Raw genomic sequence first — 16,038 nt, 5'->3', positions numbered from 1 at the left:
TGCAACCCCGGCATACCTGGCTCTGTGGTGTCCGGATCAGCCGTGGACGCGGAACTTGGTGACCAGCGCGTTGTGGTCCGACTTCAGCCCGGTGACCGTGAAGCTGTCGACGAACGCAGCGTGGGTCTTCGAGGCGTTCTTGAGCCACACGTAGTCGATCCGCCGGTCGCCGTGGGTCGGCTTGGAGTCCCCCGGGTAGCGCATCCACGCAGACGTGGCGACCGGTCCGAGCTGGCGCACAGGGAATCGCGCGTCGCGAACCCTCGCGTCGTCGGTGGCGTCGATGTTGAAGTCGCCGGTGACGAAGACGACCTTGGCCGTGCTGCGCGTCACCAGGTCGCGGAGCTTGGCGATGTGCTCGACCGCGCGTCGGGTGTTGACGTTGTCCTTCGGGTGGCCGTTGGCGTCGATGCTGGAGTTGAGGTGCGTGTTGAGGATGGCGACGGAGAGCCCGGTCGCCTTGTCGTGCAGACGAACTCGCACGACGTAGCGGTTCGGGAACTTGTGTGCGATGCCGCCGTGCATCAGGTGGACCGTGGTGCTCTCCAGGGTGAACTGGTCGCTGCGCCATGAGACGGGTACAGCATTGGCGGCGCCGCTCGGGACGAAGGTGCTCCACCTCCCGTGGTCGAGGTTCCCCGAGTAGACCCGGCCGCCGGACGTGGCCCGGCCCGGGCCGGTGCGGTAGATCGGGCCGAGCTTCTCCGCCTCCTGCCAGCCGATGATGTCAACACCTGCCCTGCTGGAGATGGTCTTGGCGTCGGAGCGGGCCTGGGTGACAGTCAGGTTGGGCCAGGTGTTGAACGAGGCCACGCCGATCTGCTTCTGGACTGGTGCGGCGGTGCTCGTCGTCGCGGCAACTGCCGGAGCGGCCGCGGTCACGACGAGGGTGGCGATGGCGGTGAGTGCGAGTCGTCGGTTCATGCCGACGACGCTAGGTATGCCCTCTGATCCTGACCATGGGGACCACTCCCCACCCGATCTCCTTGCGCGAGAAGGTAGTTGGAAGCCCAGCTGACGGGGAGTCCTCCCCATGGCCGGTCACGGGCTGATGGCCGTACGTTCGCCGGCAGTGCCCGTCCGGCACCACAAGGGAGGAACCATGAACTTCACGAAACGATCCAAGGCTGCGGTCGTCGGGGCGACCGCGCTCGCGGTGGGCCTGGGGCTCACAGCGGGTGCCGGCTCGTCCACCGCTGCCGCGGGACCCGCCAGCGCCCACCCGACCTCGCTGACCAACTTCGCCGACCCGGGCTTCTCCATGTTCACGACGGCGACCGGCGCCAAGAGGTTCTACCTCTATGCCACCGGTCCCGGGTTCCGGGCTGCCGCGTCGACCACACCCAAGGCGTCGGGCTTCGCGGGCAAGGGTCCGAGCATGAGTGACCAACCTGGATGGGTCATCGACTCGGGCGACCGGGGCCTGTGGGCGCCGAGCGTCTTCCGCGTCAAGAGCGACGGGAAGTGGCTCTACGTCATGTACTTCGTCGGCCGCGATGGCCGGACGGGCAGCCCGACCAAGGGCAAGAGCTGCATCGGCATCGCCACCTCCGCGAGCCCGACCGACAACTTTCGCCCGACCAACCAGAAGACACCCTTCCTGTGCCCGCGGACGGGGATGAACGAGGCGATCGACCCCTCGATGTTCCGGGACGCCGACGGCAAGCGCTACCTGGTCTACAAGGTCGGCAACTACACGACCCGCCGGTTCGAGATCCGGGCCAAGCCGATGGACTCCGCGACCGGCCTGCGCGACGCGGGCGCCTCGTTCCTGCTCACCGATGCCGCGCACCACGACTTCCGTGGCAGCAGCAAGAACGTGATTGAGGCCCCGCAGGTGATCCGGCGCGGCAACAAGCTGTGGCTGTTCACCTCACGCGGGGGCTACAAGGACTGTGAGTACTCGACCTTCGCATACTCCTCCACCTCGATCCGCGGCGGCAGGTGGAACTTCGGCTCTGCGGTCATGACACCCGCCAACTCCACCTTCTGCGGGCCGGGCGGGGCCGAGGTCGTCAACGACGGCGGCACCTACCGGATCGCGTTCCACGTGTGGAAGAACGGCATCCCCAAGTCGAAGTCGGCCGACGCCACGCGTCAGACCTGGGTGGGCACCCTGAAGTGGGACTCCAGCGGCAACCCCCACATGGCCTGAGCCGGCCAGCCCACACCGGAGAGTGCCGTCACCGATCCCCGTTCGGTGGCGGCACTCGCCCTTGCGCTGCGGGCGGTCAGCCCCGCCCGGACTCGATGGCCAGCCGGCGCTGGAGCACCTTGGCGAGGTAGTTCATCTGCGCGACGTGCGCCGAGTCGCCGTCGCTCTGGAGCACCGCAGGGCCCTGGGCATCGGTGATGATCGCGACGGCATACCCGTTGACGATGCCCATCTGACGGGTGACGGTGTCGCTGCGCAGCCAGCCGCCCTTGAACGGCCCGGCGCCGATGGTGCCGAGCCCCCAGCGGTGCGCCGCGATGGGCCGCATCGAGGACAGGATGTAGGCGCTCGAGGCCTTGGACACGACGCGACCCGAGTTGAGGGCGGCCATGAACCGCACCTGCTCGCGAATGGTCCACTGCATGCCGCCCTGGGAGGCGTCGGGGGCCACCGTGCGAGTGTCGCCGACCGACCGCAGCACCCGGGTGATCGCTGCGCCGGGGCTCCCGGGGATGGCGTCCCGGAGCGCGATGACGGCGTTCATGTCCGAGGCGGTCAGCGCGGCGGTGACCCAGCGCTTCTGCTGGGCGGTGGCCTTGCCGGGGTCGCCGTCGCAGACGGTGTCGAGGAAGGCCGCGACCACCAACACCTTGGACGTCGACCAGGCCTTGTAGCTCGACACCGACCCCTCGACGGTCACGTTGCCCGGGTTGCTGAGCGGGGCGAAGGCGAAGGCGTCGTTGGTGTCGCCCTTGAGGCTGGTGCGGAGCTTCGCGGCTGACGGCTTGGCGGCGGACGGTTTGGGTGACTGCTTCGGCTTCACGGTCGGTGCCTTGGTCGTCGTCGTGGTCCGGGGCGTGGTGGTGGTCGTCGTGGTCGGCGTCGTGCTGCTCGGAGTGCTCGTGGTCGACGTCGTGGTGGCGGCCCGTGGCGTCGACTCCGTGCCTGTGCACGCCCCGAGCGCGAGACAGGCCACTGCCAACCAGACGGTGTGCCGCATGGGCACCGAGGGTAGCCCGACAGCTCGACCGAGTGGTCCGACGACCGGGAGTGAGGGACCGGGGCTGCGTCGGTGAGGCGTGGTCAGTCCCCAGCGACGGGTGCCATGATCGCGCCATGCCCTACCTCGTCAAGCAGCGACACCTCGCGCCGGCGGTCACGACGCCGATCGCGCCCGATCCCTCCGTGCCACGTGCCTGCGTCATCGGTGCGGGCTCGTCCGGCCTCGCCGCCGCCAAGGCGCTGTACGCCGCCGGGATCCCGTTCGACTGCTTCGAGCGCGGCAGTGTGATCGGTGGCAACTGGGTCTTCAACAACCCCAACGGCCAGTCGGCCTGCTACGAGACCCTCGAGATCAACACCTCCTGCCCGCGGATGGCGTTCTCCGACTTCCCGATGCCGCAGGACTACCCGGCGTATGCCCGCCACGACCAGGTCGCCGCCTACTTCAACGCCTACGTCAACCACTTCGGATTCCGCGACCGGATCACCTTCGACACCACCGTCACCCACGTCACTCGCGGCACCGACGACACCTGGCAGGTCACGACGACCGGGCCCGGCGGTGAGCAGGTCTGCGACTACGGCGCGGTCCTCGTCGCGAACGGCCACCACTGGGACCCCCGGTGGCCGGACCCGGCATACCCCGGCGCCTTTGACGGCGAGCAGATCCACGCGCACGACTACCGCTCGAGCGAGCAGCTGGCTGGTCGGGATGTCGTCGTGGTGGGTTCGGGCAACTCCGCCCTCGACATCTCCGTCGAGGCCGGGAAGGTGGCCCGTTCGGCGAACCTGTCGCAGCGGCGCGGCCAGTGGGTGCTGCGCAAGTTCGCCCTCGGGCGGCCCGCCGACCAGGTCGTCCTGCCTGGGTGGTTGCCCTGGTGGGCCACGGCGGCCCGGCTCCGGCTCGGGGCGACGATCTCCGGCAACGTCGCGAAGCTCGGTCTGCCGCAACCGAAGCACAAGCCCGGCCAGTCCCACCCCGTCCAGTCCGAGGGCATCCGCGACGCCCTGCGCTCGGGTCGGGTCACGCCGCGGCCGGCGATCGAGCGGCTCGACGGCGACCACGTGATCTTCGTCGACGGCACCAGGGTGCCGGCGGATCTCATCGTCTGGGCCACCGGCTACAAGGTCAGCTTCCCGTTCCTCGACCCGGAGCTGATCGCCGCCAAGGACAACGACCTACCCCTGTGGAAGCGCACCGTCCACCCCGACCTGCCGGGCCTGTACTTCATCGGGCTGCTCCAGCCGGTCGGTGCCACGATGCCGCTCGCGCAGGCGCAGGGTGAGTGGATCGCGGAACGCCTCGCCGGTGGCTACGCGCCACCGCCGGAAGCGGAGATCCGGCGCCAGATGCGGGACGACCACGAGCGCAACCGGCGCCAGTTCTACTCCTCGGTGCGGCACACCATGGAGGTCGACTTCGACCACTACCTGTGGGACCTGCGCCGTGAACGCCAGCGTGGTGCGGCGCGGGCGACGTCGGCCCGCGCGGACCGCGCCTCGTGAGCCCCGGTGGCGCCGTCGTCACCGGTGCGGGCGGTGGCCTCGGCCGCCAGATCGCGCTGCGCCTCGCCCGGGCCGGGTATGCCGTGCACGTCACCGACGTCGACGAGCAGGCTGCCCGGGCGGTCGCCGCCGAGGTCGGTGGCGAGGCCCGAGTGCTCGACGTCCGCGACCAGCAGGGCTGCCGGGACGTCGCCGCAGCGGTCGTGACGGGCGGCGGGTCCCTCGACCTCTGGGTCAACAACGCGGGCGTGCTGATCACCGCGCCCGCGTGGGAGCACACCGACGAGCAGCGTCGGCTGATGTTCGAGGTGAACGCGCTCGGCACGATGCACGGCACCATCGCCGCCCTCGAGGTGATGCGCCCGGCGGCACGTGGTCACGTGATCAACGTGGCCTCACTGGCCGGGCTCGTGTCGGTGCCGGGTGAGGCTGTCTATGCCGCGTCGAAGCACGCGGTCATGGGTTTCAGCACCTCGACGTTGGCGGACCTGCGGGTCGCCGGGGTCAAGGACGTCCACATCAGCTGCGTCTGCCCCGACGGGATGTGGACCCCGATGCTGCACGACAAGCTGGACGACCCGCAGGCGTCGATGTCCTTCTCCGGCAAGCTGCTCCAGCCCGAGGAGGTGGCCGACCTGGTGATGCGCGTGGTCCGACGACCACGACCGGTCGTCACCGCTCCCCGGTGGCGCGGCGCGCAGGTCCGGCTGTTCGACCTGACTCCCGGGTTCGCGATGCGGGTGGCGCCGCTCGTCGTCCGCGTGAGCCGGCTCCAGCAGCGCTCGGCCGCGCGCAAGATCCGGCGGCACCCCTAGGTTCGACGCATGACGTCACCCGACCTCGCTCTGCTGCTGGACTACCTCCAGGGCCAACGGCGCCATGTGCTCGCTGCCTTCGACGGCCTCTCGGACGAGGACATGCAGCGCGCGGTGCTGCCGTCCGGATGGTCCGGTGTGCAGCTGCTGCACCACCTCGCCCTGGACGACGAACGGTTCTGGGTGCGCGCGGTGATCGGCGGTGACGTGGACGCGAAGGCCGGCCTCAGCGGCAACGCCTGGGCGGTGCCCGACGGGCTCTCCGTCTCCGACGTCCGCGACCTGTACCTGCGCGAGGCGCAGCTCAGCGACGCGGTCCTCTCCGAGGTCGACCTCGACGCTGCGCCGGCCTGGTGGCCGGACTTCATGGGCGAGCAGTGGATGCAGTCGAACCGCGACGTGCTGCTGCACGTGATGGTCGAGACAGCCGCGCACGCCGGGCACGCCGACGCGGTCCGTGAGCTGATCGACGGCAAGCAGTGGGTGGTCATCACGTAGGGCAAGCGGTCCGATCGGTGGCTCTGGTGAGCGGGCGAGCCACGGGCTCCGGACCGGAAAGGCGTTGGCGTTCGTGCCGGATCGCCGACAGGATCGGGCCATGGCATCGAAGGCGCAGAAGTATCCAGACATGTGGGTCGACCCCGAGGACGACCCGCGTGGGAACGACAGCGCGGGCAACAGCGAGCGCGAGGTCCTGCTCGACTACCTGCGGCACTTCCGCCTCACCTTCGAGATGAAGTGCGACGGACTCGATGCCGAGCAGATGGCCCGCCGGTCGGTCGAGCCCTCGTCGATGTCGTTGCTCGGGCTGCTTCGTCACCTCGCGGCGGTCGAGCAGACCTGGTTCCGGATCACGATGGCGAACGAGCCGGTGCCGCGCCTCTGGGGCAAGGACGAGGCTCGGGACGCCGACTTCGACCAGGCGGTGGCCGACGACCAGGTGGTCGTGGAGGCGTGGCGCGCCTGGCGGGAGGAAGTCGCCTACGCCGAAGCCTTCGTCGAGCGCGCCGAGTCCCTCGAGCTGATGAGCACGCACGACACCCGTGGCCCCATCTCACTGCGGGAGCTGCTGGTCCACATGATCGAGGAGTACGCGCGGCACTGCGGCCACGCCGACCTCATCCGCGAGCGCATCGACGGCCGCACCGGCCAGTAGCCCCGGCCCGTAGCCCTTAGCCTGTCCCTCGTGAGCGATGAGGTCGCACGTCCTGAAACTGTGAGCGCGCATGACGCGGTGCAGGAGTATGCCGCGTTGCAGCCAGACCTGCGCGTGCCGACGGAGCAGTTCATCGCCCTGGTCACCTCGCTGCTCGATGACGCCGGTATCAACTACGTCAGCGTCACCGGTCGGGCCAAGTCGGTCGCCTCGTTCGCCGCCAAGGCGACCCGGCTGCTGGACGGCGAGCCGGTCTACAGCGACCCCATGACCGAGATCACCGACCAGGTCGGCGTCCGGGTGGTGACCTACCTGCATGGTGACGTGGACGCGGTGGCCGGCCTGCTGTCCGACCAGTTCAGCGTCCTGGACGACCGCGACATGGGTCGCGAGACCGCGCGCCAGGGCCGGTTCGGTTACTCAAGCCGCCACCTTCTGGTGGCGGTCGACCCCGTCAAGGGCGTGCCCGCGGCATACGAGACGTTGAAGGGGCGCAGCGCCTCGGTGCAGGTGCGCACGATCCTGCAGCACGCGTGGGCCGAGTTCGAGCACGACGTCCGCTACAAGGGGACCATCCCGGAGGAGCATGTGCCCGACCTCGACCGCCGGTTCACGCTGGCGGCAGGTTTGCTGGAGCTGGCGGACCGGGAGTTCTCCGAGATCCGCGACACGCTGCAGGCGACGATGGGTGGCCAGCGGCTGACCATCGACGAGGACGACCCGCGGATCAGCGCCTCGGACCTCGCGACGTTCCTCGCCGGCCACTTCCAGGACGCCGGCTGGTCGCGCACCGACCACTACGCGTGGATCTCCGGGCTGCTGCTCGAGCTCGGCATCACCTCGCTCGACGAGCTCTCCGGCCTGCTGTCCTCGATCGACCTCGAGGGCATCAACGCCCGGATGGGCTACCGCTACCCGGCCGGCGCGGTCCGGCGGCTCGATGACGCGCTGCTCGCGGTCTACGGCTCGCGCTACCTCGCCCTGCACGGCAACGCCCACCGCGAGGTGGCCCTGCGCACCCGGCTGGAGAAGGTCCGCGCCGTCTGAACGGCTACAGCTGGTCGAGCAGTGCGCGGGCCTCGCCGAGCCGGTCGCGCTCCCGCTCGAGCAGCGCACGCCGCTCGGCACCACGGTCTGCCTGTTCGGCCACCTGCCGGGCTGCCAACACCTCGAGCTCGACGGTGGTCCAGTCGATGCAGGCCTGCAGGATCTCGCCGCCCTCGCGGTGCCACACACCGGCCCGGGACTCTAGCTCGGACAGGAGGCCGCGCGCCTCGGCCAGCTCCTCGCGGTACTCGGCGCTCAACCGCTCGTGAGCCTGTGCCCCGACCGCGCCGTCGGCACCGGCCTGGTCGAGGCGGCGCTGGTAGGCCTCGACCGCGTTCACCCGGGAACGCGCCTCGCCGAGGTCGTGGACCAGCTCCGGCAGCAGCACCGAGGCAGCCACCCGCAGCTGCACGATCCTGGCGTCCTCTGCCGGCAGCTGGCCGGCCAGGCTGCGCAGCTCGGCCAGCTCCAGCTCGAGGAACAGCTCGAGCAGCCCCACCTCGTGCGAGAGGTGCGTGACCTGTTCCGGCAGCAGCCGGACCTTGTCGCGGACGTCGAGGAACGGCCGCATCACCCATTCCCTCAGGTCGCCCGACCGGTCGGTGGTCCGGTGCTGCACGTCCTTGAGGCGGCGCTGCAGGGAGCTCGAGAACCCCGACGGCGCCTCAGGACGGTCACTCTCACCGGACTCGCCCTCTACGGAGCTGAGGTCGACCTGCAGGATGGCGTCGACGACCTGGCCCAGCTGGGCCACTCGTCCGAGCACGGTCTTCCACGCCGTGGTGCGCCAGCGGATGTCGTCCAGCACCTTGAGGTCCTTGCGGATCCGCGTCGCGTCGAACTCGCCGTCATGGGACTGCCGCTGCTTCTCGGCGAGGTCGCTGACCCGCTCGAGGTCGGCGAGGTAGGACTGGAACTCGGTGGACGCGGACGTCACGAACTCGGTCCACGTGGCCAGAGGCACCCCGGTCTGCTGCTTGACGTAATGGCTGGCCAACGCCTTCACCGCCCGCATGGCCCCGGCGATCGGCAGGCCGATCAACCCGAAGCCGGCCAACGCCTGACCGCCGCCCCCACCCTGACTGCTGCCGTGGGTCACCACGGTCAGGGCGTCCTCCAGGGCAGCCAACGTCTCGGCGACCTCCCTGCAGTCGGCCTGCACCGCCGCCACGGTCCGTCGCAGCGCCACGAAGCTGGTCTGGACCGCCATCACGTCGCTCACGCTGACCACGTCACCGCTCATGGGTTCCCCCTCGGCCTCCGGTCAGGGAGCCGCCTCTCGCCCGGTCGACGACTGGTGCGAATGCCTCTGGTTGACACCTGGTGGGACGGGTGGCAGGTGGTGGGCTCCCCGAAGCCATGTTCTCGATTGTCCTCTGCCGTTCAGGGGTGTCCTCCGTCATTTGGATGAGGTGCGGCAGAGGTCCAAGCGGTTGTCGCGCGGCCCCGCATCGCCGGCTGCCCTCTGGCTACGGTGGTCGCATGGCGCAGCAGGAGGGCGACGCGCGGGGCGCGGGGGATGTTGGGGACGCGACAGCCGCGGCAGGCTCCGGCCACGAGGCGACCTCGACGATCGAATGGCTCGAGCTGTTCTTCGACCTGGTCGTCGTCGCAGCAGTGGCGGTGCTCACCGAGGGGCTGCGCGAGGAGCCCGCCTGGGCCGGCGTCGGGCTGTTCGCCCTCCTCTATGTCGGGATCTGGTTCAGCTGGGTGCAGGTCGTCCTCTATGCCAACGTCGCGGGGTCTGCCACTCGCACCCGGACCATCCTCGTCGGCATGTTCCTCGTCGCCGTCATGGCGGCCACCGCACCGATCCACTTCGAGCAGCGAGCCAACGCGTTCGCGATCGCCTTCGTCGTGCTCCGGGTGGTGACCTCGCAGAGCTCGATCCGGACCGGTCGGATCCTGCAGGGCTGGCCGCTGCTGCAGTTCGGTGGCGCCACTCTGCCGTGGATCGTGGCCATCTGGGTCGACACCCCGTGGAGTACGTCCTGTGGGCGCTGGGTCTCGGTCTCGACCTGGGCCTCCTACTCCTCCGGGGCAACTCGATCGACGACGAACGCCTGGCCCGGATCCAGGAACGGTTCGACCAGGAGTCGACTCGTCGGGGTGGCGGTCGACAGGGCGCCGAACAGCGCGCCCGGGCCAAGGCAGACCCGGTCCAGGTCTCGGTCGTCGACGTCGACCCGGACCACCTCCAGGAGCGGCTGGGCCTGTTCGTCATCATCGTGCTCGGCGAGGTGGTCAGCCAGCTCGTCTTTGCCGCGTCCACGCGTGAGTGGGGTCGTGACTTCGTCGGGGTCGCCGTGGCGGCCTTCATCGTCCTCGTGGGTCTGTGGTGGCTCACCTTCAGCTACGGGTTCGGCGGGGCGCCGCACACGCGGATGGCGTTGCTGCAACCCAGGTTCGGGTTGCCGATGCACCTGCTCACGACCACGGGTGTGCTCGCGCTGGCGGCGGGCTTCGGGAAGATGGCGGCCGAGCCGGAGCACCACATCGGGACGGCCCTGCGGTGGATCATGTGCTCCGGCCTGTCGCTGCACTTCCTCGTGATGACGATCAGCGGCGTGACCGGCGGGGCGCCGCTGCGATGGTTGCTCGGGTGGGGTGTGCCCTGCACCCTCGCCCCGCTGGCGCTCGCGGCCTGGGGTTCGCACCTGTCCAACGCGCGGGTCGTCGCCCTGATGTTCGCGCTGATCGCGTGGTTGATCCTGTATGCCCGGGTCGCCGGTCGCCGGTGGCCGGTCGCGTCGGGCGACAGCGGCGGCCCCGAAGATTGCCACCTGACGCTGACACCGCCGGGGTTTAGTCTGCGAGACACCCACCCGTTGCGCACCCAAGGAGACCCCGATGGCCAGCATCCTCAACCCCTACATCTCGTTCAGGGACAACGCCCGCCAGGCGCTGGAGTACTACCAGGAGACCTTCGGTGGTGAGCTCACGATCAGCACCTTCGGGGAGTTCGGCGACCCCAGCCAGCCGGGTGCCGATGGCATCATGCACGGCAACCTCGAGACCCCTTCCGGCTTCCGGATCATGGCCGCCGACACCCCTCCCGGCATGGATCACAACCCCGGCACCAACATCGCGGTCAGCCTCTCCGGCGATGACGGCGACGAGCTGCGCGGCTACTGGGACAGGCTGTCGTCCGGCGGCACCGTCGCCGTCCCGCTGGAGAAGCAGATGTGGGGCGACGAGTTCGGCATGTGCGTCGACCAGTTCGGGATCGGCTGGATGGTCAACATCGCCGGTGCACCTGGCGAGGGAGCGGCCACCTCCTGACGTCGTGAGGTCTGCCGCTGCTCGGCCCGCACTTCTGGCCACTGGTGTGGCACGGGTGTGCCCAGATCGGGTGCCGGTGGAGCATGGGTGGCCAGGAGTGCATGGGTCTTGGCTAGGGGCGCAGCCAGGCGGTCGCATCGGGGGGCAGCAGTCCGCCTTCGAGCGGGATGCTGGACAGCACGACGCGGTAAGCCGGCACCGGGACCGGTCCACCTGACAGGTTGGCCACACAGCGGAGCGCCTCGCCGCGGTCGAAGTCGAGGACGCCCTCTGGGGAGTCGCGCCAGGCCAGCCCGGCGGCATACAGGCCCTCGGTCGCGCGGCGAAGCCGCAACGCCTCTCGGTAGAGCGCCAGCATCGAGGAGGGGTCGCCCTCCTGCGCCTCCACGGTGAGGTCCCGCCACGACGCCGGCTGGGGGAGCCACGGCGTGACGCCGTCGGGCGAGAAGCCGAACGGCGGCGCCTGCCCGCTCCACGGCAAGGGCACCCTGCACCCGTCGCGGCCCCGCATCTCGCCGGCGCTGCGCAAGAACATCGGGTCCTGGAGCACCTCGTCGGGCAGGTCGTCGACGTTGGGCAGCCCGAGCTCCTCGCCCTGGTAGACGTAGGCGCCGCCCGGCAGGGCGAGCATCAGCATCGCCGCGGCCCGGGCCCGGCGCGTGCCGAGGGCAAGGTCGGAGACCTCGCCGGCGCCGTCGGAGATGAAGTGGGAGCTCGTCGTGGTGCGGCCATATCGCGTGACCGGGCGGATCTCGTCGTGGCTGGTCAGCACCCAGGTCGACGGCACCCCGATCGGTGCGAACGACGACAGCGTGTCGTCGATGACCTCGCGCAGCGGTCCGGCCTCCCACGGCCCCTTGAGGTAGGGAAAGTTGAAGGCGGTGTGCATCTCGTCGGGGCGCAGGTAGTGAGCCAGCCGCTCTGGCGAGCTGACGACGGCCTCGGCGACGAACACGCGGTCACCGTCGTAGGTTTCGGCGATGGCCCGCCACCGACGGAAGATGTCGTGCACCGTGTCGACGTCCCAGTGCGGGTTGTCGTCCCAGTCGACGGTGCGGAACTGCAGCACCCCGCCGTAGTCGGCGTCCGGCAGGGCCGCCTTCTTGGACATGGCGGGGGCGGCGTCGATCCGAAGCCCGTCGACCCCACGGTCGAACCAGAACCGCAGCACCTCGTCGAAGTCGTCGAGCACCGCCTCGTTGCTCCAGTCGAGGTCCGGCTGCTCGGGGGCGAACAGGTGCAGGTACCACTGCCCCGGGCTCCCGTCGGCATCGGTGACCCGCGTCCAGGCCGGCCCCCCGAACGCGCTGATCCAGTTGTTGGGCGGCTGCTCGCCGGACTCGCCCTGACCGTCCCGGAAGAAGTAGCGCGCCCGCTCGGGTGATCCAGGGACCGAGGCGAGCGCCGCGAGGAACCACGGGTGCTGGTCGGACGTGTGGTTGGGGACGAGGTCGATGATCACGCGCAGGCCGAGCGCGCGGGCTTCGCGCAGGACCGCGTCGGCGTCCTCGAGAGTGCCGAACATCGGGTGTATGCCGCGGAAGTCGCTGACGTCGTAGCCCCCGTCTGCCATCGGCGAGGGAAACCACGGCGAGATCCACAGGCCGTCGACACCGAGGTCGGCGAGGTAGGGGAGCTTGGCGCGGAGGCCGGGGAGGTCGCCCTCGCCGTCGCCGTTCCCGTCCGCAAAGCTGCGCGGATACACCTGGTACATCACGGCGGAGCGCCACCAGGGGGGCGCCTGCGGGTCATCGGCCACAGGCCGAACCTAGTGCCCCGCAGCAGCTTCCGACAGGGTCAGGGCGACGATGCCCGCGGGCGACAGGGCACCGCCGGCGATGCGCAGGGCGTCGGCCCGCTCAAGCGCGCCGCGCCGGGGGTCGACGGCGTCGTCGGCGAAGTCGAGGAAGTCGGTCAGGGCCCGGACGCTGCGGTAGTAGGTCAGCCGGTCGGTGTCGAGGTCGGAGCGGGTCACGCCGCCCGAGGCCGGCGTGTAGCCGTCGAAGAACGACCGCTCCTCGGCGGCCGTGATCGGCGCGAAGGAGTAGACGCCGCCGACGACGAAGATGAGGTCGGCTTCGCGCGGCGCGAGGATCGCGTCATCCCAGTCGACCAGCCACACCCCGCCCCCGCCGCCCCCGCCGCCGTCGCCCCTGCCGCCGTCGCCCCCGCCGCCGCCCCCGCCGCCCCCGCCGCCGTCGCCCCTGCCGCCGTCGCCGAGCAGCAGGTTGCCGTGGTGCGGATCGGCATGGCAGATCACGCCCTCGACACCGGACCAGGCACTGGAGTGCGTTGACCCCTCGGCCAGCTCGGCCACCGCCAGCACGTCCCCACCCCACCGCGCCCACAGGGCCGCCAGCTCACCGATGACGGCGTCGTCCGGCGCGGCAGCCCCGGCTCGCGCCAGCCGTTCGGGGAACGCCCGCGCCCGCGCGACTTCCGGGGCCGGGTCGTGCCGATCGACGGGGAGCAGTGCCCCAGCACCCAGCAGCGGTTCTGCCGGGGCCGTCGCGTGGACGGCGCCGAGCACCGCTCCGAACGCGCGCCACTGCTGCTGGTCCAGACCCACGTCGATGGCACGCGGCCCTTCGATCCAGGGCGCCATACTGACCATGCCGCCATCGTGGTCAACGGTGAGACCGCCGGACAGCGTGTGCAACGGTGCCGGAACGCCGGCCACGCCTCGGCGCGCCAGGAAGTCCGCCACCGCGAGACCGGGCTGCACCGCCGAGCTGGTCTTCACGGCATACGTGCTGCCGTCGGCCGTGACGCCGCGCCAGAGCGACGCACGCGCATCGGCGCCCAACCCGGTGGGTCGGACGCCGATGAGCGGGATGCCGAAGCCCTCACGGACCCGACGGAGGAGCTCCACGGTCAGTGGATGAACGCGGCCGGGGCCGCCTCCGATCCCTCGTCGAGCAGGTGCGAGGCCTCACGCTTGCGCGGCAGGAAGTACGCCGGGACCAGCGTCAGCGTGACGAGGATCGCCGCCCACCAGAACGTGTGCGCGAATGCGTCAGCCGCGGCGTTCGCGACAGCGGCGGGCTGGGCACTGGCGGGCGGGTTGTCCTTGAGCGCGTTGGTGAGGACGACCGAGAAGAGCGCGACACCGACGGAGCTCGCGATCTGCTGGCTGATGTTGAGCAGCGTCGACCCGCGCGCCACCTCGTGGTGGGTGAGCGTCTTCAGCGCGGACGTCATGATCGGCATCATCGTGGCGCCCATGCCGAGCCCCATCACGAAGAGCACGGGGATCAGGAAACCCCAGTGCGAGGAGTCGGCCTGGATCTGGGTCAGCGTGAACATGCCGCCGATGATGAGCAGGAGCCCGAACGGCACGATCCGCCCGACCGGCATGCGGTCGGTGAGCGCGCCGGCGATCGGCATGGTCAGCATTGCGCCGAGACCCTGCGGTGCGACGAGCCAGCCGGCGTTGAGCGGCGTCTCACCCTGAACCTGCTGGAGGAACTGGGGGATCAGCAGCAGGCCACCGAAGAAGGCCGCGGCGAAGATGAACATGGTCAGGACCGAGACCGTGAGGTTGCGGTTCCTGAACAGTCGCAGGTCGAGCAGCGGGTGCTTGGGCCGGAAGCTGTAGACCACGAAGGCCGCCATCAGGGCCAGACCACCGATGCCCGGCAGCAGCACCTTGGCGTGGCCGATACCGCCCTCGCCCGGGATGGACGAGACGCCGTAGAGGAACAGCGCCAGGCCGGGGCTCATCATCAGCATGCCGACGAAGTCGAAGGACTCGGAGGGTTGCGGGTTGTCCTTCTCCAGGGCGAAATACGCGTAGACGAGGGCGACCAGACCGATCGGCGCGTTGATGAGGAAGATGTAGTGCCAGCTGAAGTGGTCGATCAGCCAGCCGCCGAGGATCGGGCCGAAGATCGGGCCGAGCAGCATGGGCACACCGAGGATGGCCATCAGCCGACCCATCCGGGCAGGGCCGGCTGCACGGGTCATGATGGTCATGCCGAGCGGCATGAGCATGCCGCCGCCGAGACCCTGAAGCACGCGGAAGGCGATCAACATCTCGATCGAGGTGGCCGAGGCGCACAGCACCGAGCCCAGGGTGAACAACAGGATCGCCAGCATGTAGAGGCGCTTGGTGCCGAACCGGTCGGCGGCCCAGCCGGACAGCGGGATCACCGTGGCCAGGGCCAGGGTGTAGCCGGTCACGGTCCAGGCGACGCTGGAGTAGGCGAGCGGCTGCCCGCCATCGGCGAAGACCGTCTGGAAGGTGCGCAGCGCGACATTGACGACGGTGATGTCGAGGATCGACATGATCGCCCCGAGGACCACGACGCCCGCCACCTTGAGGACAGCAGCGTCGATCTTCTCTGGGTATTCCATGGGTGTCGTGGCAGGTGCAGACACTGGGAGTCCTCTCGGGAATGGTTGGAGGGAGCGCTTCCCCGCGACGTTGCGTAGCGCCCGTGGAAAAGCCTAGACCTGGTGACCGACAGCCGACACACCCTTTTCCAGGTCCTGGTCGGGCGCCGACATCGCCGCAGGTGGGGGCCTTGGTCAGCTGTTTCCGGCTGCTTCGAGGGCCGCGATGTCGAGCTTCTTCATGGTCATCATCGCGCCGAACACCTTTGCGGCCCGGTCTCCGTCACCGCTGGCGATCTCGTCCCAGTTCTCCGGGACGACCTGCCACGAGAGGCCGAACCGGTCCTTGAGCCAGCCACACGGACCCTCCTCGCCGCCATCGGCGGTGAGGGCGTCCCAGTAGTGGTCGATCTCGGCCTGGTCCTTGCAGTCGATGGTGATCGAGATGGCCTCGTCGAAGGTGAACTGCGGACCGCCGTTCAGCGCGACGTAGGGCACCCCGTCGAGCTCGAATCCCACCGTGAGCACCTCGCCGGCGCGGTCGCCGCTGCCCTCGGGATAGCGGGCGATCGTGCCGATCGTGGAGTGGGGAAACACCGACGTGTAGAACTCCGCGGCGTCCTGGGCCTGGTGGTCGAACCACAGGCAGACGTACTGACGTGGCATGGCACGCTCCTCGCAGGTGGGTGGCTGGTGAAGGTTTTGACCACCCACGGCCCCCAAAATCATCGGTCGGTATG

Annotated in this window: 14 protein-coding genes and 1 pseudogene; 8 read left to right on the top strand and 7 right to left on the bottom strand. The window is 69.9% G+C overall.

Annotated features, from left to right (window positions below; genetic code table 11):
• Window positions 1-36: 36 nt before the first annotated feature.
• The gene (locus EAH86_RS09525) at window positions 37-924 is read right to left on the bottom strand and encodes an endonuclease/exonuclease/phosphatase family protein (protein WP_140739681.1); all 888 of its coding nucleotides are present in this window, start codon (window positions 922-924) and stop codon (window positions 37-39) included.
• A gap of 178 nt (window positions 925-1,102) precedes the next feature.
• On the opposite strand from EAH86_RS09525, the gene EAH86_RS09520 reads away from it, so the two are divergent.
• Window positions 1,103-2,155, top strand: coding sequence for a family 43 glycosylhydrolase (locus tag EAH86_RS09520; protein WP_161988617.1), 1,053 nt, complete (start codon window positions 1,103-1,105; stop codon window positions 2,153-2,155).
• A 76-nt stretch (window positions 2,156-2,231) separates the two neighbouring features.
• Here EAH86_RS09520 and EAH86_RS20435 read toward each other — a convergent pair whose 3' ends face one another.
• A complete protein-coding gene (locus EAH86_RS20435; protein ID WP_140739675.1) occupies window positions 2,232-3,155 on the bottom strand; it encodes a hypothetical protein in 924 nt (307 codons plus the stop codon).
• Between the two features lie 116 nt (window positions 3,156-3,271).
• On the opposite strand from EAH86_RS20435, the gene EAH86_RS09510 reads away from it, so the two are divergent.
• From EAH86_RS09510 to EAH86_RS09490, 5 genes are all read left to right on the top strand, one after another.
• Window positions 3,272-4,663 carry a flavin-containing monooxygenase gene (locus EAH86_RS09510; RefSeq protein ID WP_140739672.1) on the top strand — a complete coding sequence of 464 codons (1,392 nt, stop codon included), beginning with the start codon at window positions 3,272-3,274 and terminating at the stop codon, window positions 4,661-4,663.
• Window positions 4,660-5,478 carry an SDR family oxidoreductase gene (locus EAH86_RS09505; protein ID WP_140739669.1) on the top strand — a complete coding sequence of 273 codons (819 nt, stop codon included), beginning with the start codon at window positions 4,660-4,662 and terminating at the stop codon, window positions 5,476-5,478. The genes EAH86_RS09510 and EAH86_RS09505 overlap by 4 nt, the downstream gene beginning before the upstream one ends.
• Window positions 5,479-5,487: 9 nt before the next feature.
• On the top strand, window positions 5,488-5,976 hold the full coding sequence (locus EAH86_RS09500; protein WP_140739666.1) for a DUF664 domain-containing protein: 489 nt from the start codon (window positions 5,488-5,490) through the stop codon (window positions 5,974-5,976).
• Window positions 5,977-6,076: 100 nt separating this feature from the next.
• On the top strand, window positions 6,077-6,634 hold the full coding sequence (locus tag EAH86_RS09495; RefSeq protein ID WP_140739663.1) for a DinB family protein: 558 nt from the start codon (window positions 6,077-6,079) through the stop codon (window positions 6,632-6,634).
• 30 nt (window positions 6,635-6,664) lie between these two features.
• Complete coding sequence (locus EAH86_RS09490; protein ID WP_277752327.1) at window positions 6,665-7,681, top strand: GTP pyrophosphokinase; 1,017 nt, start codon at window positions 6,665-6,667, stop codon at window positions 7,679-7,681.
• A gap of 4 nt (window positions 7,682-7,685) precedes the next feature.
• Here the strand turns inward: EAH86_RS09490 and EAH86_RS09485 are convergent, their stop codons facing one another.
• Window positions 7,686-8,924, bottom strand: a complete 1,239-nt coding sequence (locus EAH86_RS09485; protein ID WP_140739657.1) for a hypothetical protein — start codon at window positions 8,922-8,924, stop codon at window positions 7,686-7,688.
• 116 nt (window positions 8,925-9,040) lie between these two features.
• Between EAH86_RS09485 and EAH86_RS20210 the strand changes: the two are divergent.
• Together EAH86_RS20210 and EAH86_RS09475 are read left to right on the top strand one after the other, a co-directional pair.
• Window positions 9,041-10,617: pseudogene (locus tag EAH86_RS20210) on the top strand (low temperature requirement protein A).
• Window positions 10,532-10,963: a VOC family protein gene (locus EAH86_RS09475; RefSeq protein ID WP_140739651.1), complete on the top strand. Its 432-nt coding sequence runs from the start codon at window positions 10,532-10,534 to the stop codon at window positions 10,961-10,963. The pseudogene EAH86_RS20210 and the gene EAH86_RS09475 overlap by 86 nt, the downstream one beginning before the upstream one ends.
• A gap of 112 nt (window positions 10,964-11,075) precedes the next feature.
• Here EAH86_RS09475 and EAH86_RS09470 read toward each other — a convergent pair whose 3' ends face one another.
• From EAH86_RS09470 to EAH86_RS09455, 4 genes are all read right to left on the bottom strand, one after another.
• Window positions 11,076-12,677, bottom strand: a complete 1,602-nt coding sequence (locus EAH86_RS09470) for a glycoside hydrolase family 13 protein (RefSeq protein WP_140740748.1) — start codon at window positions 12,675-12,677, stop codon at window positions 11,076-11,078.
• A gap of 54 nt (window positions 12,678-12,731) precedes the next feature.
• Window positions 12,732-13,835, bottom strand: coding sequence for a phosphotransferase (locus tag EAH86_RS20535; RefSeq protein WP_194150770.1), 1,104 nt, complete (start codon window positions 13,833-13,835; stop codon window positions 12,732-12,734).
• A 2-nt stretch (window positions 13,836-13,837) separates the two neighbouring features.
• Complete coding sequence (locus EAH86_RS09460) at window positions 13,838-15,319, bottom strand: DHA2 family efflux MFS transporter permease subunit (protein ID WP_140739648.1); 1,482 nt, start codon at window positions 15,317-15,319, stop codon at window positions 13,838-13,840.
• A gap of 174 nt (window positions 15,320-15,493) precedes the next feature.
• The gene (locus EAH86_RS09455; protein WP_140739645.1) at window positions 15,494-15,964 is read right to left on the bottom strand and encodes a VOC family protein; all 471 of its coding nucleotides are present in this window, start codon (window positions 15,962-15,964) and stop codon (window positions 15,494-15,496) included.
• Window positions 15,965-16,038: the final 74 nt, after the last annotated feature.

Origin of the sequence: Pedococcus bigeumensis (assembly GCF_006438965.1) — a bacterium.
Classification (GTDB): Bacteria; Actinomycetota; Actinomycetes; order Actinomycetales; family Dermatophilaceae; genus Pedococcus; species Pedococcus bigeumensis_A.
Note: the sequence above shows the minus strand (reverse complement) of the source record. Positions and strands in the feature narration are given on the sequence as shown.